Below are 21,223 nucleotides of genomic sequence, written 5' to 3'. Positions count from 1 at the left end.
TCGAACTACTGGTGCTTTACTGAACTATGCCAAGCTCAGACCCTCTTTGCTCAATGGGAAGCTTCTCACTGGCCTACCAATGGCTGCAGAAATGGCATTGGCAACTGCAGGCCCAACCACACAGATCGTTGGCTCGCCTACGCCGCCCCAAAAGTCATAACTAGGGATGAGAACACTTTCGATTCTGGGGGTTGAAGATAACTTGAGCAATGGATAGGTATCCAGATTTTGCTGCTTAATTCGGCCATTCTCAACCGTGATCTCGGGATTAAAAATTGCCCCCAAGGCCATCGCAACAGAACCTTCTATCTGCTCACGGGTCAAATAAGGATTAACCACATGACCACAATTTAATGCAAAGACCAAGCGGTTAATATTGACAACATTGTTCTTGACTGAGACCTCAGCAACGCAAGCAGAATAACTGGCGTAGCCCATGAACTGCGCAACGCCACGATAAGTTCCAGCCGGCAAAGGTTTATCCCATTCAGCCTTCTTAGCAGCTGCATTCAAAACGCCAAGATGCTTAGGATGGCTTTGCATTAAGGCTTGACGAAATTGCACAGGATCCTTGCCTGCTGCCTTGGCACATTCATCCATGAAGCACTCCATGAACAAACCATTCTGATTGGTATTCACTCCACGCCATGGACCTACAGGCACATGCGTATTTTTCATGACATATTCTGTCAGGAGTGTTGGGAAGGTGTATCCCAACTGCGCGTCTGGCCCTTTCTCATAAAACCCTTGCAGCTGACGCTCATCTTTACCATTTTTAATAGCAGTTGGTGCAAGGGTAGCGTTAATAGACTGACCGGATACTTTGATATGCATCCCAGTTACATTACCGCCAGCATCGATACCAGCAGACATCTTTGCCATCGCAATGGGATGATAAAAGTCATGCGTCATATCTTCTTCGCGACTCCAGATTGCCTTGATAGGAACGCCTGGGAATTTTTGAGCAATTTTGGCTGCATAGGTTGTGAAATCTTGAGTAGACCCGCGGCGACCCAAGCCACAGCCAGAATCCAATTTAAAGACCTCGCAATTACTCAGCGGAATACCAGTTGCTTCCGATAAAGCTGCAAGAGACCCTTCGCCATTTTGGGTTGGAACCCATGCTATCGCGCGATCCCCAACAATTTTGACGGTTGCATTCATCGGCTCCATAGTGACGTGAGCTCTAAATGGTGTGTAGTAGATAGCCTCCACTTTTTTCGCAGAAGTCTTAATGGCTTCCGGAGCATCACCAACTTTACGCTGCCAAAAATCACCTTGCTCTTCAAGACCAGCGCGCAACATTTTTTCAATACCTGCTTGCGATGTGCTCGCACCTGCACCCTCATCCCAAACAATTGGTAAGGCATTTAAGGCTGTATTAGCATGCCACCAGGTATCTGCAACGACAGCAACAGTACTGTCATTAATTTTGACTACGCCTTTAACACCGCGCATGCTTGCGATCTTCGCTTCGTCATAACTGACTAACTTGCCACCAAATACAGGGCAGGCTTTAATGGATGCACAAAGCATGCCAGGAAGTTGCAAGTCAACTCCATAGACTTTAGTGCCATTTACCTTAGCCGCCGTATCAATACGAGCATAAGGCTGTCCAGCCACCTTCCACTCTCTAGGATCTCGCAAGGTAATCGATTTAGGATCAGGAGGAGTCAAGGTGGAGGCTAATTCAGCTACCTTGCCATAAGTGGTTTTGCGGCCCGAGGGGATGTGGGTAATCACACCTTTATCAACTTTGAGTTCACCGACAGCAACGTTCCATTGCTTGGCTGCCGCCTCTAGCAGCATGATGCGAGCCGCAGCGGCGCCACGACGGACATAGTCTTCTGAAATTCGGATGCCACGGCTACCGCCAGTGCCATGCTCACCCCATACTCTTTTACGAGCTAGACTTTGGCCCGGTGTAGCTGATTGGGTTTTTACTTTTCGCCAATTGCACTCTAACTCTTCGGTGACAAGTTGAGCCAAACCAGTGCGCGTACCCTGCCCCATTTCTGAGCGGGCAATTCTGATCATCACAGTTTCATCAGGCAGAATGCTGACCCAGGCATTTACCTCAGCTTCGCCGTACTTGGTTGGGGAGTTTGGATCATATTGACTGCCTGCTTGTGCAAAAGCAAGTTCAGGTATAGCGCCGACCCCAAGCATCAAACCACCGCCAACTAAGGTGCCTTTGATAATAAAGTCGCGACGAGAAACATTCTCTAGTGAGACGTTTTGATTATTAGATGTCATCTCGCTCTCCTTAACCGCGTGTTGCAAGAGAAGCATCGTACTGCGCCAGGACATCTGCCAATTTCTTCTGGCCAGAAGCAACATGAATACCATCGCGAATCTTTTGATAGGTACCGCAACGACATACGTTGGCCATGGCACTATCAATATCAGCATCAGTCGGTTTTGGAATTCGCTTTAATAGAGCAGCTGCAGCCATTACCTGACCAGATTGGCAATAGCCGCACTGGGGAACGTCTAATGCAATCCAGGCTTTTTGCACTGGATGAGAATTGTCTTTTGAGAGCGTCTCAATCGTGGTGATCTTGGCAGAGCCAACTGAAGAAACCGGTATTGAGCAAGAGCGAACGGGTTGCCCATTCAGGTAGACCGTACAAGCGCCGCACTGCGCAACACCGCAGCCATATTTAGTACCCGTCAGGCCAACTACTTCACGTATTGCCCATAACAAAGGCATATTGGATTCGACGTCAATATTATGAATTTGACCATTCACATTAAGCTGCATGCTGCCTCCCGTTTTTTATTATGAAATCACTATAAATGATTATTTACTTGCTGCAATAGCACAAGGATTTCACCAAATGAAAAATCGAGCCAGCCTAGGGCCCAAGCAAAACTGAGGGGTCCGTTTGGGATCGGTCAAAAACCACCGAATATCACGGTAATTTGCTATCCTGAAGGCTCATTTAAGGATAAATATGACTGACAACGACCAAAACCAAAATGATGAAGATTTTGACTATGGCTGCGAATGCGCAATGACCTTGCTAAACGAGCCTACAGAAGATTGTCTGAATGACTTAATTGACGAGCTCGATGAAGATGGCATGATTTCAACTGAAGTGGTTTACGGCCTACTCGCAACGATCTTAATGAGCATCAATGAAGAAGATCACGAAGGTGACGAGCATTAATTTGTAAGTGCTGCCTTAGCCGATAACTTCTAATGCAAATGCGTCCATCGCTTTAGCCATCTGAATATCCAAGTCCGTCAAACCCTTGCTTGAGTGTGTAGTTAAATGTACTACCACTTTATTCCAAGAGTTTGACCAATCGGGATGATGATCAAGCTCCTCAGCATATTGAGCACATAAGCTCATAAATCTAAAGGCCTGCTGAAAATCTGCAAAGACAAACTCTCGATAGATGGTGGTTTTAACTTCATTGAGCATCCACAGAGGGAGATTTTTCTGAAAATCAAAATCACTTGCTATTAATGATGGTCTCATAGGATGTGCTGGATTTAAGAGCTTACGCTTTGTGAGAGTTGCTTTAAGTCACCTGGATAAAGCCAGCGCCATTGGCCCTCCACGAGATCTGTAGGCATCACATATGCCCCGATTTCTACGCGATGGAGTTTAGCAACATGATTACCAACTGCAGCCATCATGCGCTTAACTTGGTGATAGCGCCCTTCAACAATTGTCATCGCAAGTACATTGTCTGAAAGCTGCTGACATGCTGTAGCAAAACAAGGCTTTGGATCATCATCCAATACAACACCATTTAAGAGGTGCTCTATTTGTCCTGAGGTAATTGGATCGGGGGTAGTGATTTCATATACTTTGCCGATATTCTTTTTGGGTGTTGTCATTTTATGAATAAACTGACCGTCATCTGAAATCAATAAGAGGCCAGTAGTATCAAAGTCTAAGCGCCCTACGCATTGCAGACCGCGCTCCACAAACGGCGCTGGCAACAAACTATACACACTGGGATGATGGGTTGTTTTATGAGAACACTCGTAATTGGCTGGCTTATGAAAAGCAATATAGGCCTTTTCGTGATACTCCCAATCTTGCCCGTGGACATTTAAAACTAGTCCCTCCGTGGCAATACGCTCCTCGGGATCTTCGGCTAGAACACCATTTACCTTCACTAACTCGGCATAGACCAGATCGCTGCAGTAGCGACGTGTTCCAAAGCCTTGGCTAAAGAGAATTTTCTCGAGGGAAATAGGTTTTGCCATATGTTGCAGAGAATACTATAGAGAGCTCATGTTTTGGGCATCCGGTCTCCTGCGATCTCAATTCATTATGATTGAGTATTCTCAATAACCACCAACATCTGCCATGCTTTCTGAACCAAAACCACGTAAGCCGCTACACAAACGCGAAGTCACTTTTAATGGCTACTCAAGAGAAGATGGTCTGTGGGATATTGAAGGGCACCTGAAGGATACCAAGTCACACCCCTTTGTTACAGGCTCAAGAACTTGGGCCTCTGGAGAGGCGATCCACGATATGTGGGTGAGAGTCACGGTAGATGATGAGCTCACCATAAAGATATTGAAGTCGCAATGGATAGCCACCCTCACCCCGAATGTCCACTCGTCATTCCACCAATGGATGCATTAATTGGCGCACGTATTGGCAAGGGTTGGCGCAAAACAATCGAGACTCACCTTGGCGGAATTAAAGGTTGCACTCACTTGCGCGAACTCCTCAATAACATTGCCACTGCGGCTTATCAATCTATTCCTGGCGCACTCTTTGACCCTGATGAAAATAAACCGCCTTTATATTTAGGGAACTGCAAGTCTTGGGATTTTGATGGCCCAGTAGTCATGCGCGTTTATCCTCAGTTTTATCAGTGGAAAAAATAAAGAGGCAGCATTAAGCCGCCTCCATTATTCATAACTCTCCGCGATGGATTGTAGTTCCAGCAAATGATTGCTGAATAGGCATAATTTCAACAGCGTTGATATTCATATGCGCAGGTAAAGTTGCTGACCAGAAAATTGCCTCAGCCACATCATCAGAACTGAGAGCTGCAACGCCCTCATACACTTTTTCAGCCTTTGCATCATCACCCTTAAAGCGAACATTAGAGTACTCGGTTCCCGAACTCAAACCAGGCTCTACACAGGTGACGCGTAAACGAGTACCTATCAAGTCAGCCCGCAAGTTCAAGCTAAATTGCTTTACGAATGCTTTAGAAGCCCCATACACGTTGCTACCAGGATAAGGGTAGAGTCCTGCGACAGAGCCAACATTAATCACGTGACCACATTTACGCTCAACCATGCCGGGTAAAAAGGCGCGAGTCATATGAACAAGGCCTTTAATATTGGTATCGATCATTTGATCCCAATCAGCAATACTAGTTTGATACGCCGGCTCCAAGCCCAATGCAAGCCCAGCGTTATTGACGAGAATAGTTACCTTTGAAAACTCCAAAGGTAAAGATGATGCTAAAGAATCAACCTGAGCGCTATCACATACATCCAATACCAAGATATGAAGCTTCTTTTGCTGCTCTATCGGCAGTGATGCTTTGAGTGCCTCTAAGCGCTCGCCTCTTCTGCCAGCAGCGATGACCTTATGACCATGTGCCAAAAAACGTCTTGCAGTTGCTTCACCAAATCCAGCGGTTGCGCCTGTTACTAAAACGGTATGTTCCATATCTCTATTAACTCCAATGATTTAAGCTAGGTCTATTAATTTCTGATCTTCAAGCTTAGCAGCTCCCGACTTTACCAAAGCCTGGGGCAGCCATTTGATGAAATCCTCTAAATCCATATTCAATTGCTTGGCAGCACTCTTTAATGCTGGCGTGCTCGCAATCCAATGATTCACTTCGTCAAGGCCCTTTGTACGCCACTCTATCAACTTGTATTTCAGCAAGACTTTTGCGCCGTGACGGGCATTTCGATCGGGGTTAGAGGCCAAATAATCCAATCTTGATCGCGCCGTGGCGATGGATTTGGCAGTATCTAAAAAGGGTTTGCCATGCCCCGGAATCACCAGATTCACCGGTAACGCCTCAATCAGGTCTAAGGTCTGCGCAACTTCTTCAAAGCCAGGCTCACCCCAGAGCTCGGGGAAAATGACGCCAAAGCCCTCTTCCCATAGCGCATCGGCAGAAATCAGAATGCGATGATCTGGCTGATAGAGCATGACCGAATGGTGATCGTGCCCTGGAGCCGCCAAAACCTGCCAAACGTAGCGGCCCAGTAATATTTCCTGGCCAGGAATAAGTAATCCATCATGAGTAAAACGTGGACACTCTTGCCCTAGATTTTGATAACTTAATAAATCTTCATTCCAATTGCTCACTGCCTTTTCTTCCGCAACTGGAATCAGTATTTCACAATCAAATGCTTTGCTAAGAGCACTATTACCGCCGCAGTGATCTGAGTGGAGGTGCGTATTAACGACCTTATTCAATCGCGACAATGAATTCTGATTGAGCGCATTGCGTACTAAATCAATCGTGAGACTTTGATGTGCGCAATAGCCTGTGTCTACAAGCGAAACATCTTTATCACCAAAGTGAAAAATATTATTGGCAGAAAGCCAGCCTCTTTCAAAGACTTCAATCCCTGGAGGTAATAAACGGGTGGACACTTTAATTTTTAAAGCTTGCTTGCGGGGTAAGCTCTAACTTACGAACATCAAACTGCTGACTTTGTAGTCTTTGCAAAAGATCGTCATAGGCTTTTTTATCTAACTGCGGTGTTCTAGAAAGAATCCATAGGTATTCACGTCTTGGATCACTTACTGCAGCGACCTGATACTGCGGATCCAAATCAATGACCCAGTAATCACCCCACACCATAGGCAAAAAAGAAAGCCATGCTGGGGCAAATCGCACTTCGAGCTTGGGGGAGTCTTTGGCACCAATTTGCCGTGCTGTACCTTCAGCATCCAAGAGTTCACCATCAGCAGCTTTGCAGCTATTGAGGACCTTTAAATTTCCATCAGGTCTTACTGAATAAACTGCTTTGGTATTACTAACGCATTTCCTCTGAAACCAGTTTGGAAACTTGGCAATCTCATACCAAGCACCCAAGTACTTTGGTACGTCCAAAGCTGGAATAGTCTTTACTGAATCATCGTTTGCTTGACTATTGCTTTGACTATAAGCAGGCAAACAAATCAAGAGGAGGAGGCTGAATAAAGCACCTTGTATTTTTATCATGGCTAATAGTACTTCTTCAGATCCATGCCAGCGTACATGCTGGCAACTTGCTCGCTATAGCCATTAAACATCTGAGTTTTAATCTTCGGTGCAAACATACCCTTGGCATCACCTATCCGTCGCTCAGTTGCCTGACTCCAACGTGGATGATCTACCTGAGGATTCACATTGGAATAGAAACCATATTCGCGCGCATCAAACTGGCTCCAACTTGTTTTCGGCATTTCTTCTGTAAACCGAATTTTTACAATGGATTTAGCGCTCTTAAAACCATATTTCCATGGAACTACGATGCGTACTGGTGCACCGTTCTGCTTTGGCAGTACTTCACCATACAGGCCAAGGGTCAGCAGTGTTAAAGGATTCATGGCCTCATCCATACGTAAGCCTTCACGATAGGGCCAATCAATAATATTGCTCTTAAGTCCTGGCATTTGCTTGCGGTCAGCCAGAGAAATAAATTCCACATACTTTGCAGAACCTAGAGGCTCTACTTTATTAATGAGTTTTGATAATGAGTAGCCATCCCAAGGGATCACCATTGACCAACCCTCAACGCAGCGCATGCGATAGATACGTTCTTCTATTGGTGCCAGTTTTAATAACGCATCAATATCTAGCGTGACGGGTTTTTTAACTAAGCCCTCAATCGAAATAGTCCATGGGCGAGTTTGCAAGGTATGCGCATACTCAGCTGGATCAGCTTTATCGGTGCCAAACTCATAGAAGTTGTTATAGCCCGTTACATATTTATAGGGAGTTAACTCATCTTTGGGTGCATAAGCCTGATTGAGGGCCGCACTTAGCTTTTCTGAATTGGCAGCCAGGGCCTCTCTTGAAAACCAAGGGGCTAGCGCCATCCCGAAGCTGCCTGCTGCCGCAGCCTTAATGAGATTGCGACGGTTCTCAAAAATAGCTTGCGGAGTGATGTCGCTCGGAAGAATAGTCTTGTCAATAAAGCGCATGGGATATCCCCGTTAATGTAATTAGCTTATTTTGCTACTGATAACAATTTATTGCTTGCCAGTTTTATTGCGCCCAAAAGCAAAAGGCAAACCCGAAAGTTCGCCTTTTCACTGTGTCACTGAATAAGTCTCACTGACCCATTAAGCTCTAACCGCCTTCAAAGCTGCATTAAAAGTAGCGCTAGGGCGCATTACTGCCTTGCACTTTTCTGAGTCAATTGCAAAGTATCCACCGATATCCGCTGGCTTACCTTGAACTGCCTGGAACTCACTCACAATTTTCTGCTCGTTTGCCTGTAAAGATTTAGCTAAAGGTGCGAAGTAAGCTTGCAATTCTTTGTCTTCAGTCTGAGCTGCCAATGCTTCTGCCCAATACATCGCCAAGTAGAACTGGCTGCCACGATTATCTAATTCACCGGTACGCGGAGAAGGTGACTTGTTGTTATCCAACAATTTACCAGTGGCCTCATCCAAGGTGCGAGCCAGAATCTTCACTTTAGGATTGCCTGTCTTATCACTAATATCTTCTAGAGATACCGCTAAAGCCAAAAACTCACCCAGTGAATCCCAGCGCAAGTGATTTTCTTCAACCAACTGTTGAACGTGCTTAGGAGCAGAACCACCAGCCCCAGTTTCAAAGAGACCGCCACCTGCCATTAAAGGCACGATAGACAACATCTTGGCACTAGTGCCTAGCTCCATGATTGGGAACAAGTCGGTGAGATAGTCACGCAAGATGTTGCCAGTGACAGAGATCGTGTCTTTGCCACGAATCACGCGCTCAAGCGTGTAACGCATTGCGCGAGTCTGGGACATGATCTGAATATCCACACCTTTAAGATCGTAGTCTTTGAGGTAGGTATTGACCTTCTTAATGAGCTCAGCTTCGTGTGGACGGTACTCATCTAACCAAAATACTGCTGGAGTATTAGAGAGGCGCGCACGATTAACGGCCAACTTCACCCAATCACGAATCGGTGCATCTTTGACTTGGCACATACGCCAAATATCACCCTCTTCTACATGCTGTTCGAGCAATACAGTACCGTCATCAGCAACGATACGAGCTACGCCAGCCTCCAGGATTTCAAAAGTCTTATCGTGTGAACCGTACTCTTCGGCCTGCTGGGCCATCAAGCCGACGTTAGGCACAGTGCCCATCGTTGTTGGATCAAAGTTACCATGGGTCTTACAGAAATTAATGATTTCTTGATAGATACGCGCAAAGGTACTCTCTGGAATCACTGCCTTGGTATCGTGCAAGCGTCCATCCGCCCCCCACATCTTGCCACCAGCACGAATCATTGCTGGCATAGAAGCGTCAACGATCACATCACTTGGAGAATGGAGGTTGGTAATGCCTTTAGCAGAGTCCACCATTGCTAATGCTGGGCGGTGCTCATGACATGCATGTACATCTTGAATGATTTCTTCACGCTTTGACTCTGGCAGAGTCTTAATCTTGTCGTAAAGACTACTCATACCATTATTGACATTGACACCCAATTCTTCAAAAAGCTTGCCGTGTTTCGCAAAAGCGTCTTTGTAGAAAATCTTCACAGCATGACCAAACACGATTGGATGGGAGATCTTCATCATGGTTGCCTTGACGTGCAAGGACAACATTATGCCTGTCTTATAAGCATCTTCGATTTCTTTTTCATAGAACTCGCACAATGCCTTCTTGCTCATATACATGCTATCGATAATCTCGCCAGCCAGTAAAGAGACTTTTGGCTTGAGCACAATAGTCTTGCCACTCTTAGTAACGAGGTCCATCCTCACATCACAGGCTTTGGTCATCGTCATTGACTTTTCACCAGCGTAGAAATCACCGCCGTGCATATGAGATACGTGAGTACGGGATGCTTGACTCCACTCACCCATTGAGTGCGGATGTTTACGCGCAAACTGTTTCACAGCGTTTGGTGCGCGACGATCGGAGTTACCTTCACGCAAGACTGGATTTACTGCACTACCTAAGCATTTAGAGTAACGAGCACGAATGGCTTTTTCTTCATCATTCTTAGGATCATCTGGGAAATTAGGGATTTTGTAGCCCTTGCCTTGCAATTCTTTAATCGCCGCAAGTAACTGGGGCACTGAGGCACTAATGTTCGGCAACTTAATAATGTTGGTATCTGGCATCAAAGTCATTTTGCCGAGCTCAGCCAGGTTATCAGCCACTTTTTGTTCAGCCGTTAAGCAATCAGAAAACTCAGCCAAGATACGGGCAGCAACAGAAATGTCGCTCTTCACAATCTCAACGCCCACAGGTGCCGTAAAGGTACGAATGATTGGCAGAAATGCACAAGTCGCCAAAAGTGGCGCTTCATCTGTCAGCGTGTAATAAATCTTTGATTTCTCTGAAGCCATTAACGTTTCCTCAATTTTGAAAAATTTACAGGGTTAGGTTTTTAACCAACCAGCCTCACATCCGCATTTTGCAGGCCGCTTTTAGCGCGCCCATTGCCAGCGAAGGGAGCTCTCTATTTTAAATCATCGGGGTTGGCAAAATTGCCAGATTTACAGCCAAAACCTGCCAATAAGGCCCTATTTAAGGGAATCCACCAAGGCAACCAAAGGTCTGAATTCGCCGTAAACTCCATCTCATGCCCAACAAGCACCCCTTACTCAATAAAAATTTGGTGCTTCTCATTATTTGCCAGGGCCTATTCCTGACTAATAACGTCACCTTTATCGCCATCAATGGTTTGGTTGGCTTCAGTCTGGCGCCTGCTGCCTGGATGGCCACTTTGCCGGTAATGGGCTATGTAGTAGGCGCCGCCTTCTCCACCTCCATTGTGGCGAAATCCCAGAATTACTTTGGCAGGAAGGTTTCTTTTCAGCTGGGGCTATTAGTAGCAATGCTCTCCGCCCTCTTATGCGCCTATGCAGCCATTAGTCAGAATTTTTGGCTCTTGGTAACGGGCACTTTCATTGCCGGTTACTACAGCGCAAATGGACAGCTCTATCGTTTCGCCGCTGCCGAACTCACTGAAACTAGCCAGCGCGATAAAGCAGTCTCCTGGGTTTTAGCAGGCGGCATTTTAGGGGCAGTCGTGGGACCCAACCTTGCATCGTGGACCCGTGATGTATTTGATACCGCCTTTTTAGGAGCCTATCTCACTCTATCTATTGCCGCCTTCATTGGCATCTTTGTGATGCAGTTCATTCACTTTCCAGAAGAATTCAAAACTTCGCATGCACTTTCAGATGGGCGTGCCCTCAAGAGCATTCTGCAACAGCCCGTATTTATGGTTGCCATTATTGGCGCCGCTCTTGGTTATGGCGTCATGAATTTACTGATGGCGGCAACCCCGCTAGCAATGCAAATTTGTGGGCTTCCTTTTTCAGATACAGCCCTTGTTCTGGAGTGGCACGTGATTGGCATGTTCGCACCGGGATTTTTTACAGGCTCGCTCATTCAGCGTTTTGGTGCCCTCAAAATTATGGGCGTTGGAGTGGCTCTCAATTTAATTTGTATCCTGATTGCATTAACCGGTACAGATCTTCATCAATTCTTCATCGCACTTTTCTTGCTAGGGGTTGGTTGGAACTTTTTGTTTACCGGCTCCACCTCTTTAGCAATGACTGCCTACAAACCCAACGAACGAGACAAAGCTCAAGCTGCTATTAACTTCTTTGTCTTCGGGACGATGGCATTCACCTCGTTTGGATCTGGCGCTCTCATTACCTCGCAAGGCTGGAATATCCTCAACCTAGGCTCACTCATTCCTGTCTTTGTGACTGCGGCGGCACTCCTCTGGCTGGCTAGCCAAAATCGGAAAGTAAAAAATGCTTAGAGACTTAGGAAGCTTTTGCGAGCGGCAAGTTAAACAAGAGATTTTGAGGTTTTAACTTGAGTTGCTGCTGCTCATTCATGGCGATTGCCATATAGACTGGCTTACCTGCCTGCGCCTTAGCCACAGCGGCCTCATCCACAAAGTCTAGGCGGAATAAACAGATGACTTTCTCTAGCTCATCAGCCTCGACTGTTTCCTTGTTGTAAAGCTTATTGAGTATCTCTGTCGCCGCGGCATCTAAGCCCACATGCCATGACCACTTGGGATCACTAATTTGTTGCATTGGAGTAATGCGTACTTTTGCCCCCAGAAAATGCTCAATCCACTTTTCCAGAGCACGGCAAAAATGATTGATAGGCTCATGACCGAAGTTCAGCTGTACCGCAAAATCAAAATCAGTATTTCGAGCCCAGTACTCGGTAGCGTTTTCTTCATGCAAGACATCCAAGTCTGCCGACCGCATCGTCATGGATTTACCTTTTAATAAATCCATGATGTTGCCGGTATCGCCTGCTTGGGCATTACGAGAGACTGTTTCCTCGTCTGCACCCATCACAATGGAATCCTCAAGCACTGTAATCTTTTGGGCCCTAAAGAACAGCTCGCCCATGCGTGCCTCCAAAGGATGAACTTCATCTCCCAAAATATGTCGCACAAAGATCTGTGCCAGTTGAGTCACAAACAAGGGGGGAACATCAACACCCTCACCTCTAAACAAGCTCATATAAAAACTCTCTAAAGAGCTAGCTGCCAACAAGCGGGCTCTGTAACGCATCCAAACCCGATAGTTCTCCTGAATATCCTCATCGGCCATAGTGGCAATTTCAGAGTCGGCAATCTCAGCACGAGGGTTCTGCATCAAACGCTGATGCAGGGCTTGCTCAATGGCGCAGGACTCTGGAACCAAGCTGAGTTCTGGCCGGAGCAGGTAGGTACGTAAAAAGTCGTCCGTGACCAACAGCTGCCGGTCTGGGCTAATTAAAAGGGTATTGTATGCGGAATTGGGCCAATAATTTGTCATGTCATAGAGCCACATGAGGCTCACCATCAAAATCAATAAGGCTCAGAATATACTAGCCGATCAATTTGCGTGAAATAGGAAAACATGATGAGTGAACTCAAGAAAATCGATACCGTTGTAGGCGACGGCAAAGAAGCGGTAGCTGGTAATCACGTTGATGTGCATTACACAGGCTGGCTCTATGACGAAAATGCAGAAGACCATAAGGGCCAGAAGTTTGATAGCTCATTAGATCGCGGCCAACTGTTTAGCTTCCCCCTTGGGGCTGGTCATGTCATTAAGGGCTGGGATGAAGGTGTTGCTGGCATGAAGATCGGTGGTAAACGCACGCTGATTATTCCTTCGGATATGGGCTATGGCCCTCGTGGTGCAGGCGGTGTTATTCCACCAAATGCAACATTAGTATTTGATGTTGAATTGCATGGCGTAAATTAATTTCTATTAGATTCGCTCTGATGGAATGCAAAAGACCACCCTAGGGTGGTCTTTTTATTTGTCCGGTACTTTACTCAAATTAAGAGCGCACATCCTTGCCGTTTGAAGTCAAACGATTTGCAGGACGGGTTTGGCATAGACTGATGATGCGATTTCTTTCGGCCATGACTTTATCAGCATAACCGCCATCATCTTCAGCATTAGCAGCGCCAACGTAGTACTTCAAACCATTACGCAATGAGCCTGCGGTGGCGATGAGGTATTTCAGAATATAGGCACCGACACGAATATTCACTTCAGGCTTAACGGCTTCTGTAGTGCCGCCATATAAAGCGTACTTATCTTTATGTACTGATGTCATCACCTGCATCAAACCTTCAGCACCAGCATGACTCTTGGTGTTTGGATTGAAGTTTGACTCGATAGAAATCACAGCCAATAAGAGAACTGGATCAATATTGACTTCTTTAGCAATCAAAATCGTATTCGATACATACTCTTCAATCTTGGCGCGATCGAGCTTGTATTTCTTCTCAAAGAAATCAGCAACTGCACGTTGATTTTGAATAGAGCCCATCAAGTTGCCATCCAAAGCTTGTGGATCAATCTTGGATGTCGGAATGCGATCGGCTAAATGAGAAATGGATTTCACCTGCATCTGCGCAACGGAAGGCATCAACAACGCAACTGTCTGCTGCTTGGCGCCGTTGAAACCAGCAAAGTGGGAATTCGATTTACTATAGATCACCGCGGCGATTTCAGAATCTGCCATCTGGGTAGAACTATCGTTTGCAGTTTTGTATTGCTCGAGCATGCCAAAGCCATTGCTCCAAACAATATGGCGGGCTTCATCCGGAACTAAGATGCGGGCCAAATCAAAAGCGCCGGCATTGGTACCGTTACCAGAAAGCCATAGACCGACCACCATAAATACGCTAACAACGAGGATGCCATTGATCACACGGTAAACCGGAGCCATGGCATGCGTCAGCAGATCTTTAGCGGCCAGGATTGCTGGCTGCTGATCTTGCGTCTCGCTCAAATTGTTCGTTAAACATTTACTCATCTATTTATTTGCGTTACCCATAAACCCCAGCTACTGATTTATGTTGCAGCGCAATATCTAAAAAACATGGGTCATCCTAAAAAGGTTCTTATATCAAGTCAAGAATAACAAAGATGATTTCAATAACTTTTTGATCTCAAAATACGGGATCTCCCTTAGAAGCTTTCCAGTAGTGATATTTAATCTATTTAAATCAATCACTTATAAAAGTTAGGGGGCACTAATTTCACACTGTAAAAAAATGGCTAAATTCGGACTTTTTTGCGATTTGAGATAAAAAAATGGACTCAAAAACCATATATCTAGTGTTTCAGCCTGCCCTAGTTTCTACCGGTAGTAGCTATACCAAATTGTTGCAAGGCATTATTTCTAAAGCATTTCTGATTCAATACAGTCAGATAAACAGATGCTGAGCTCTCTGATTGGGGCAATTTCTCATTAGCTGCATGGCTAGCTTTGGTAAAAATTGGGCGAGGATGTTGATGGCTCGCCCTACACTTACATCCTATGAAATCCCTTCGTCAGTTTCTTGTCCTGGCAGCACTACTTGGTCTTCTAAACCCACTCAGTGCCTTTGCCTTATTCGAAGATTGCAAGGATCTATTTCCGGGGCAGAAAATTCCGAGCACCCAGCAAGCAGGGCGTGACCTCTGCTTTGATAGCTTTGCGATCTATTACTCGCCCTCAGACAAAAAGCCTATCTACACAGTAGAGAAGTTAAGTAGAGATCAGTTATTGGCTCCTCACCCCAAAAGAAGCAACCAATTTTATGAAGAAGCGAGATTGCCGTTGGCCGAGCGCTCACTCCTTTCCGACTACCGCGGGAGCGGTTATGACCGCGGCCATAATGCCCCGGCTGGAGATATGACGAATGAAAGATCAATGGCTCAGTCATTCTCATTGGCAAACATGATGCCCCAAGCAAGACAAAATAATCAGGGCATTTGGGCTAAGAATGTGGAAGAGCCGACCCGGCTTTACGTTAAAAGAGCAACGGGCGATGTTTATGTCTTTACCGGCTCAACTGGTAATAGCGGAAGTATCGGCAGTGGTCGTGTCACCATTCCAAGCCATCTATACAAACTGGTTTACGACCCAAGCAAAAATTTGGCATGGGCTTATTGGATTGAGAATACCAATGAGGCCGCCATGACTCCACCGATCTCCTATCAGGATTTGATTCAGAAAACAGGGATTGATTTTCAGCTACCACTCATGAATACAGGCGCAGCTGCAACTATAGTCACTACCACAGAGCCCAGGCCAGCTAAGGCGATGGTGGGCGGCTGGTATCCGATCTTCTTTGATGAGTACTCATCCATCAAGGTAGATCAACTTATCAAGAGTATTAAAGAAGGTCGTGTAGCGAGTATTGAAATTCAATACGACCGCAATAGTGATCTGGCTAAAAAAATTGCCGCTCAAATTGGAGCGCAAACATCTATTACTCCTAGCCTGCTTCACAGCAGCCCGCCAGATTCGGCAATGGTGACTTACGAACGAAACCGAGTTACTGCAATCGTTCGCTCACAGTAATTACGGTCTAGTTTTTAAACCATGCGCCCGCTGTATGGGTGCCAACAGTCCACGCAAGCCATTGTGATCGAGCGTATGCATCAGCTCTAGCAACTGCCCCAACTCCCCCTTGGGAAACCCCTCTCTTGCAAACCAGGCTAAGTAATTTCCTGGCAAGTCTGCTAGAGCACGCCCAGCATGTTTACCGTAAGGCATTTTCATTAAGACAAGTTTCTCGAGGTCTTCTGCATTCATTGAATGGAAATCTTACAAGCAATACGGAAAAGTCTTACAAGAAACGCCATTTATCAGAAATGGGTCATTTTTTATTTGAGAATCATTCTCATTTAGTGGTATATTGAGAACCATTCTCATTTAGACTTTATCCACCACTGACCTGATACGACCATGAAAATAACCATCAAAAGACTGATTGCCTTTAGTTTCATCATCGCAAGCGCCCTTCATTTCTCTTTTGCCAATGCCGGCGAAGGAGTATTCGGCTGGATCTATACGCTAGATCTTCAGCCCAAAGGGAAGTTGGAGTTTGAACAACGCCTACAGCTCAATCAACAACAGGCAGCTGGAACTTATGAGGCATGGACTGCCCGATCAGAATTGGAGTACGGCTTAACAAATGATTTACAAATTGCGGGCTATATCAATTCCTACTACACCAATGCAAATCAGAACTACACCAATCCTGAAGCATGCGGCGATGCGCCAAGCTGCACTGGCGGCTATGCAGTACCCTCCTCGCATAATCCTGCATCAGCATATAAGAAGGGTGGCATTGAGGGTGTCTCCCTTGAAGCCATTTATCGACTCACCAATCCAGTGACCTCCCCTGTTGGAGTGGGATTCTATTTGGAACCTACCTGGGGTAAAAATAAAGATGAGCTCGAAGCTCGACTCTTATTGCAGTCCAATTTTATGGATGATCGCTTAATCCTTGCTGGCAACGTTGTTGTGGCAAATGAACGCTTGAAATTTATTGAGAATGGCAATGTCCCCGAATCAATGCTTGATTTTTTAGTGGGGGCTAGTTATCGCTTCGCCCCTAAGTGGTCTGCAGGTGTAGAGGCGCGCTTTCATAACGATTACTCAGAACTCAATCTGCGTAACCAGGTACAACGTGCCACCTTTGTAGGGCCTAACTTGCACTATGCCTCCAAAGACTGGTGGGTAACCGGTGCCTGGCGCTATCAACTGGCGGGCGGTAACTGTATGGGCGGCGGTGAAGCTGAATGTTCTAACGCCCGGGTATGGGATAGCCACACCGTAAATGAATTCATCCTCAAAGTGGGTTTTCCACTGAACTAAAGATAGAGATATCAAATGAACTGGAAACCCAACCCATTTGCAATAGTTGGCTTAGCAATGATAAGCGCGCCCATTATTGCTCATGCAAAGATTTATGTCACAGCAGATCAGGTACAGAAAATTCTGTTCCCCAATAAGCAGCTCACAAAAGCACCCATCATCATTACCGATGACCTCCAAGAAAGAATGCGAGCGGCATCTAGCATTCGCCATCCTTTTCAAGGAGATCGGATCTGGAAAGCATCTGATGGTAGCTGGCTAGTCATTGATGAAGTTGTCGGCAAACATGAAATGATTACTTACGCCGTGGGGATCGCTCCCAACGGCAGTATTTTAGGTATCGAGATTTTGGAATACGTAGAGTCTTATGGCTACGAAGTTGCAGAACCTCAGTGGCGTAAACAATTTGTAGGTAAATCTGCCAAAGACCCAATCAAGCTGAATCAAGATATCCAGAATATTGGCGGAGCAACTCTTTCTTGCAAACATATCACCGATGGAGTCAAGCGAGTAGCAGTCTTATATGACTTAGCTTTGAAGGCTAAATGACAATGCGTTGCCAAGCTCTTTTGGGAACATTTGTAGAAATCACCATCGATCAAGAAAGTGATAAGGCAATCAATCAAGCATTTACTGCGATAGGGCAAGTTCAGAACTTGATGAGTTTTTACGATCCCTTGAGTGAACTCAATCAAATAAATCGCTGGGCCCATCAAGTATCACTAGTAGTTCACCCCTGGACCGCTGAAATTATTCAGATTGCCCAAGAAATTTATCGACAATCAAATGGTTTATTTAATTGCGGCATTGGACATCGATTAGTCTCTGCTGGATTATTACCTCGCCATATTGATTTATCTCCATATGAGCTAGGCGGCATTGAAGATATTCACCTGATAGACCCACAAACACTCAGAGCCTCTAAGCCCTTATGTTTGGATCTCGGGGGGATTGCTAAAGGCTTTGCAGTTGATAAGGCGGTGGAGAGTTTGATAGCAAGCGGCATCAAATCTGGCTGCGTTAATGCAGGCGGTGATCTACGAGTATTTGGAGCGCCAAGATCAATTCAAATTCGAAATCCAAGCCTACCAAACCAATTAATCGACATTGGCGCCTTACAAAATGGGGCTATCGCTACAAGTGGCTTGTACTTTTCCAATCGTGATCAAGAGCAAAGTCACATCATCAATCCCTTTGCGCAAGATGAATCTGAGGCTTATCTCCATTTCTCAGGCTCTTGTTCTGTATTGGCCAGTAAATGTGTTTATGCAGATGCCCTTACTAAGGTCCTTGCACTCTCGGGGACCCATGATCATGCTTGCTTTGATCACTTCTCAGCAAAGGCCATCAGGATTGCCGCATGAGTCGTTTGGGAAAAATGCCTAGCTGGCAAAGATCGTTTGTGATTGGCGGCATGCTTGCCTGCTCTATTAGCGGCACCCTATATTTACTTGGCCATGAGTTTCAAATTCAAAGAGCGGCTTTAGGAAATCACAACATACTGGCTTTACATGGGGTCTTTGCGATGATTGCAACTCTCGCCTTGGGATCAGTGCTGCCTTTTCACTTAAAGGCTGGGCTTAAATCCAAACAAAAATGGTTGAGTGGACTTAGCCAGCTGGGCTTCTTAGTGGCGCTACTACTTACTGGGGCCTTGCTGTATTACGGGCCCGCTGAAATGCGAGACGAGGTTATTAGTACCCACTGGATCTTAGGGCTGCTGTTCTTTGCTATTTTTTTATTGCATAGCCTTATGAGAATCAGCCTATTACCTACCTTCATAGCAAAGCTACTACGGTCTACTAGTGTCCGTGAGCAGCAGGCATTGCACCATCAACGGCGTGCGCAGTACCTTGATAGCCCAGCAAACCAGGATCCAACATACCGCTAATCATTGCTACGTGACCAAATACTAAAAATAATGCGACACAGATTGCATGGATCTTGAGCTTACCCTCTTGATTTAGGCTTTTATTAACCAGGCCAAACTCTTGCAATGCAATCCAAATCAAAGGTAAGCCACCAATCAGATAGGATCCAACCGCTATCACATCAATCACAGTTCTCCATTGACCGGCTTGCGTAATTGGAACAACTGCCGTGGTCATTAAATAAATAATGACTCCAATAAAGTAAAGGCCAACAGCTGCGCCAGAAAAACGATTGAGACCCCAAATAAAGCCGTGGAATCTTCTTGTAAACAAAATATAGAGCTCAGTGATCGCCAAAGTTTCTGCAAGCACAATGGGTATCGCCATAAATAGCATTAAATTCCAAGGCTGATTGTCAGCCAACAATTGCATGTAATGGGTCATGTTCATTTGGAACTCCTAAGTACTTACAAGAAAGAAAAACAAAGAGATATTTTTAGAATGTATCCCTTTGTTGCAAGGCGCTGATTACTTTTACTTGGAGCCAGAACTCTTATCGGAAGATACTCCGCAAGAATTCACACTAAGCAAAGTATAGGCCGGGCAAAAACGAAATAATCCTGTTGCTAAAGGAATCACGCCCAACCATCCCCACAATCCAATAACATTACTCGCCGCAAGTGCCACCAACAATGCACCAACTGCGATTCTTAAAATACGATCAATACCACCGACGTTGCATTTCATAGTTAGCCTCTTCTTTTGATAAAACGTTCTACTTCTTACAATAGTGCTTATATAGCAATCCCATGACTGCTATTGCTACCTGGCTAGCCAGTGAGTAGTAGATTTGTTTGCCATCTCTACGAGTCTTCACTAGTTTTTCTTTTCGTAAAACGGTTAACTGTTGTGAAAGCGTTGGCTGATGAATATCTAGAGCAGCCTCTAGTTCACCAACACATTTTTCACCTTGGCCAATCTCACATAAGAGCATCATGCGATCACGATTTGAAAGGACTTTCATGAGCTTGCAAGCATCTTCTGCAGATGCTTGCATTTTTTTGAGTTCCGCTTTTGAAATGGGGATATTCATATTAGAGAGTATTCAGTGGGATTTTGAGATAGGACTTGCCATTCGCCTCAGGCTCAGGAAAGTGGCCTGCCCGTATATTGACTTGGATCGATGGCAGGATGAGATGAGGCACTTCTAAAGTAGCATCGCGCTTACTACGCATTTGTACAAATGCATCTTCAGTGATGCCATCATGCACATGAATATTATTTTGCTTTTCTTGCCCCACAGTGGTCAGATGGGCCGCCGGTCGATTGGTTGGCGGGTAATCGTGGCACATATACAGCTTGGTTTCATTGGGATAGCTCAAGATTTTCTGAATCGATTGATATAAAGCCCTCGCATCTCCACCCGGGAAATCACATCGCGCCGTGCCAACATCCGGCATAAACAAGGTATCACCCACAAATAAGGCGCCCCCAATCTCATAAGCCATACAAGCCGGGGTGTGGCCCGGAACGTATATTGACCTTAAAGAGAGTTCGCCAAAAGCCAGCGATTCACCATCTCTCAGCAAGCGATCAAATTGCGAACCATCAACTGCAAAGTGCTCGTCTAAGTTGAAGATGCCCTTGAAAACATTCTGTACATTGGTAATGTGATCACCAATCACAATCTTGCCGCCAAGCTTGTTTTGTAAATACGGGGCCGCAGTGAGATGGTCTGCATGTGCGTGGGTTTCTAATATCCAAGCTAGCTGCAACTTTTTCTCAGCAATAAATTGCACCACCATATCTACAGATTTGGTGGTGGCTCGACCTGACTTGGGGTCATAGTTCAGAACGGAGTCAATCACTACACAAGCACTGCCCTCACCCGCATACACTACATAGGTGAAAGTCCAGGTTTCTGGATCAAAAAAGGATTTAATGTCAGCGTTTACTTTTAGGTTCACAATGGTTTTTCCATGATTGCTCTAGCTAATTAATATATATATTTATATACTATCTTAATATAAAATAAATTG

General features: G+C 45.5%; 23 protein-coding genes and 1 pseudogene. 8 read left to right on the top strand and 16 right to left on the bottom strand.

The features are described from left to right. Positions 1–24: 24 nt before the first annotated feature. Both ICN13_RS01235 and ICN13_RS01230 read right to left on the bottom strand, forming a co-directional pair. Positions 25–2,256, bottom strand: coding sequence for a molybdopterin cofactor-binding domain-containing protein (locus ICN13_RS01235; protein WP_216138407.1), 2,232 nt, complete (start codon positions 2,254–2,256; stop codon positions 25–27). A 10-nt stretch (positions 2,257–2,266) separates the two neighbouring features. Beyond that, positions 2,267–2,764: a (2Fe-2S)-binding protein gene (locus ICN13_RS01230; protein ID WP_216138397.1), complete on the bottom strand. Its 498-nt coding sequence runs from the start codon at positions 2,762–2,764 to the stop codon at positions 2,267–2,269. Between the two features lie 193 nt (positions 2,765–2,957). Here ICN13_RS01230 and ICN13_RS01225 point away from each other — a divergent pair, with 193 nt between their 5' ends. After that, the gene (locus tag ICN13_RS01225) at positions 2,958–3,173 is read left to right on the top strand and encodes a hypothetical protein (RefSeq protein ID WP_087909072.1); all 216 of its coding nucleotides are present in this window, start codon (positions 2,958–2,960) and stop codon (positions 3,171–3,173) included. Between the two features lie 15 nt (positions 3,174–3,188). On the opposite strand, the gene ICN13_RS01220 is transcribed toward ICN13_RS01225, so the two are convergent. Beyond that, on the bottom strand, positions 3,189–3,488 hold the full coding sequence (locus ICN13_RS01220; protein ID WP_216138389.1) for a 4a-hydroxytetrahydrobiopterin dehydratase: 300 nt from the start codon (positions 3,486–3,488) through the stop codon (positions 3,189–3,191). 14 nt (positions 3,489–3,502) lie between these two features. Then, on the bottom strand, positions 3,503–4,228 hold the full coding sequence (locus tag ICN13_RS01215; RefSeq protein ID WP_216138387.1) for a pseudouridine synthase: 726 nt from the start codon (positions 4,226–4,228) through the stop codon (positions 3,503–3,505). Positions 4,229–4,331: 103 nt separating this feature from the next. Here ICN13_RS01215 and ICN13_RS01210 point away from each other — a divergent pair. Further along, a pseudogene (locus tag ICN13_RS01210) lies at positions 4,332–4,864 on the top strand (DUF2889 domain-containing protein). Positions 4,865–4,892: 28 nt separating this feature from the next. Here the strand turns inward: ICN13_RS01210 and ICN13_RS01205 are convergent. From ICN13_RS01205 to ICN13_RS01185, 5 genes are all read right to left on the bottom strand, one after another. After that, the gene (locus tag ICN13_RS01205) at positions 4,893–5,663 is read right to left on the bottom strand and encodes an SDR family NAD(P)-dependent oxidoreductase (protein WP_216138385.1); all 771 of its coding nucleotides are present in this window, start codon (positions 5,661–5,663) and stop codon (positions 4,893–4,895) included. A 21-nt stretch (positions 5,664–5,684) separates the two neighbouring features. Then, positions 5,685–6,608: an MBL fold metallo-hydrolase gene (locus ICN13_RS01200; RefSeq protein WP_216138383.1), complete on the bottom strand. Its 924-nt coding sequence runs from the start codon at positions 6,606–6,608 to the stop codon at positions 5,685–5,687. 1 nt (position 6,609) lies between these two features. Then, the gene (locus ICN13_RS01195; protein WP_216138381.1) at positions 6,610–7,182 is read right to left on the bottom strand and encodes a lipocalin family protein; all 573 of its coding nucleotides are present in this window, start codon (positions 7,180–7,182) and stop codon (positions 6,610–6,612) included. Between the two features lie 2 nt (positions 7,183–7,184). Beyond that, entirely contained in the window at positions 7,185–8,147 is a 963-nt protein-coding gene (msrP, locus tag ICN13_RS01190) for a protein-methionine-sulfoxide reductase catalytic subunit MsrP (protein ID WP_216138379.1), read from the bottom strand. Positions 8,148–8,288: 141 nt separating this feature from the next. After that, a complete protein-coding gene (locus tag ICN13_RS01185) occupies positions 8,289–10,523 on the bottom strand; it encodes an NADP-dependent isocitrate dehydrogenase (RefSeq protein WP_216138370.1) in 2,235 nt (744 codons plus the stop codon). A gap of 236 nt (positions 10,524–10,759) precedes the next feature. Between ICN13_RS01185 and ICN13_RS01180 the strand changes: the two genes are divergently transcribed. Further along, positions 10,760–11,953 (top strand): MFS transporter, encoded by a 1,194-nt coding sequence (locus ICN13_RS01180; RefSeq protein WP_216138368.1) that lies wholly within the window; start codon positions 10,760–10,762, stop codon positions 11,951–11,953. A 4-nt stretch (positions 11,954–11,957) separates the two neighbouring features. Here the strand turns inward: ICN13_RS01180 and ICN13_RS01175 are convergent, their stop codons facing one another. Next, on the bottom strand, positions 11,958–12,974 hold the full coding sequence (locus ICN13_RS01175; protein ID WP_216138366.1) for a DUF6352 family protein: 1,017 nt from the start codon (positions 12,972–12,974) through the stop codon (positions 11,958–11,960). An 87-nt stretch (positions 12,975–13,061) separates the two neighbouring features. Here ICN13_RS01175 and ICN13_RS01170 point away from each other — a divergent pair, with 87 nt between their 5' ends. After that, on the top strand, positions 13,062–13,409 hold the full coding sequence (locus tag ICN13_RS01170) for an FKBP-type peptidyl-prolyl cis-trans isomerase (protein ID WP_216138365.1): 348 nt from the start codon (positions 13,062–13,064) through the stop codon (positions 13,407–13,409). A 79-nt stretch (positions 13,410–13,488) separates the two neighbouring features. Here the strand turns inward: ICN13_RS01170 and ICN13_RS01165 are convergent, their stop codons facing one another. Beyond that, the gene (locus ICN13_RS01165) at positions 13,489–14,475 is read right to left on the bottom strand and encodes a transglycosylase SLT domain-containing protein (RefSeq protein ID WP_216138359.1); all 987 of its coding nucleotides are present in this window, start codon (positions 14,473–14,475) and stop codon (positions 13,489–13,491) included. A 507-nt stretch (positions 14,476–14,982) separates the two neighbouring features. Here ICN13_RS01165 and ICN13_RS01160 point away from each other — a divergent pair. Beyond that, complete coding sequence (locus ICN13_RS01160; RefSeq protein ID WP_216138357.1) at positions 14,983–16,011, top strand: DNA/RNA non-specific endonuclease; 1,029 nt, start codon at positions 14,983–14,985, stop codon at positions 16,009–16,011. Here ICN13_RS01160 and ICN13_RS01155 read toward each other — a convergent pair whose 3' ends face one another. Beyond that, entirely contained in the window at positions 16,012–16,245 is a 234-nt protein-coding gene (locus ICN13_RS01155) for a DUF3820 family protein (RefSeq protein WP_216138348.1), read from the bottom strand. It lies immediately after the preceding gene. Positions 16,246–16,398: 153 nt separating this feature from the next. Here ICN13_RS01155 and ICN13_RS01150 point away from each other — a divergent pair, with 153 nt between their 5' ends. Genes ICN13_RS01150 through ICN13_RS01140 form a run of 3 tightly spaced genes read left to right on the top strand, consistent with a single transcriptional unit; the run spans position 16,399 to position 18,677 of the window. Continuing rightward, a complete protein-coding gene (locus tag ICN13_RS01150; protein WP_216138346.1) occupies positions 16,399–17,313 on the top strand; it encodes a DUF6662 family protein in 915 nt (304 codons plus the stop codon). A gap of 15 nt (positions 17,314–17,328) precedes the next feature. Next, positions 17,329–17,862 (top strand): FMN-binding protein, encoded by a 534-nt coding sequence (locus ICN13_RS01145; protein ID WP_216138344.1) that lies wholly within the window; start codon positions 17,329–17,331, stop codon positions 17,860–17,862. Continuing rightward, the gene (locus ICN13_RS01140) at positions 17,859–18,677 is read left to right on the top strand and encodes an FAD:protein FMN transferase (RefSeq protein ID WP_255533984.1); all 819 of its coding nucleotides are present in this window, start codon (positions 17,859–17,861) and stop codon (positions 18,675–18,677) included. Before ICN13_RS01145 ends, ICN13_RS01140 begins: the two co-directional genes overlap by 4 nt. A 438-nt stretch (positions 18,678–19,115) precedes the next feature. On the opposite strand, the gene ICN13_RS01135 is transcribed toward ICN13_RS01140, so the two are convergent. From ICN13_RS01135 to ICN13_RS01120, 4 genes are all read right to left on the bottom strand, one after another. Continuing rightward, positions 19,116–19,634, bottom strand: a complete 519-nt coding sequence (locus ICN13_RS01135; RefSeq protein ID WP_216138342.1) for a DUF6803 family protein — start codon at positions 19,632–19,634, stop codon at positions 19,116–19,118. An 84-nt stretch (positions 19,635–19,718) separates the two neighbouring features. Next, positions 19,719–19,931, bottom strand: a complete 213-nt coding sequence (locus ICN13_RS01130; RefSeq protein WP_216138340.1) for a DUF2892 domain-containing protein — start codon at positions 19,929–19,931, stop codon at positions 19,719–19,721. Positions 19,932–19,959: 28 nt separating this feature from the next. Then, positions 19,960–20,241 carry a metalloregulator ArsR/SmtB family transcription factor gene (locus ICN13_RS01125; RefSeq protein ID WP_255533983.1) on the bottom strand — a complete coding sequence of 94 codons (282 nt, stop codon included), beginning with the start codon at positions 20,239–20,241 and terminating at the stop codon, positions 19,960–19,962. 37 nt (positions 20,242–20,278) lie between these two features. Next, positions 20,279–21,151 (bottom strand): MBL fold metallo-hydrolase, encoded by an 873-nt coding sequence (locus ICN13_RS01120; protein ID WP_216138336.1) that lies wholly within the window; start codon positions 21,149–21,151, stop codon positions 20,279–20,281. Between the last annotated feature and the right edge of the window lie 72 nt (positions 21,152–21,223).

Origin of the sequence: Polynucleobacter sp. MWH-Berg-3C6, from assembly GCF_018881855.1 — a bacterium.
In the GTDB taxonomy this organism is placed as follows: domain Bacteria; phylum Pseudomonadota; class Gammaproteobacteria; order Burkholderiales; family Burkholderiaceae; genus Polynucleobacter.
The sequence above is the reverse complement of the archived record's forward strand: the minus strand, read 5'-3'. Positions and strand labels throughout refer to the sequence as shown.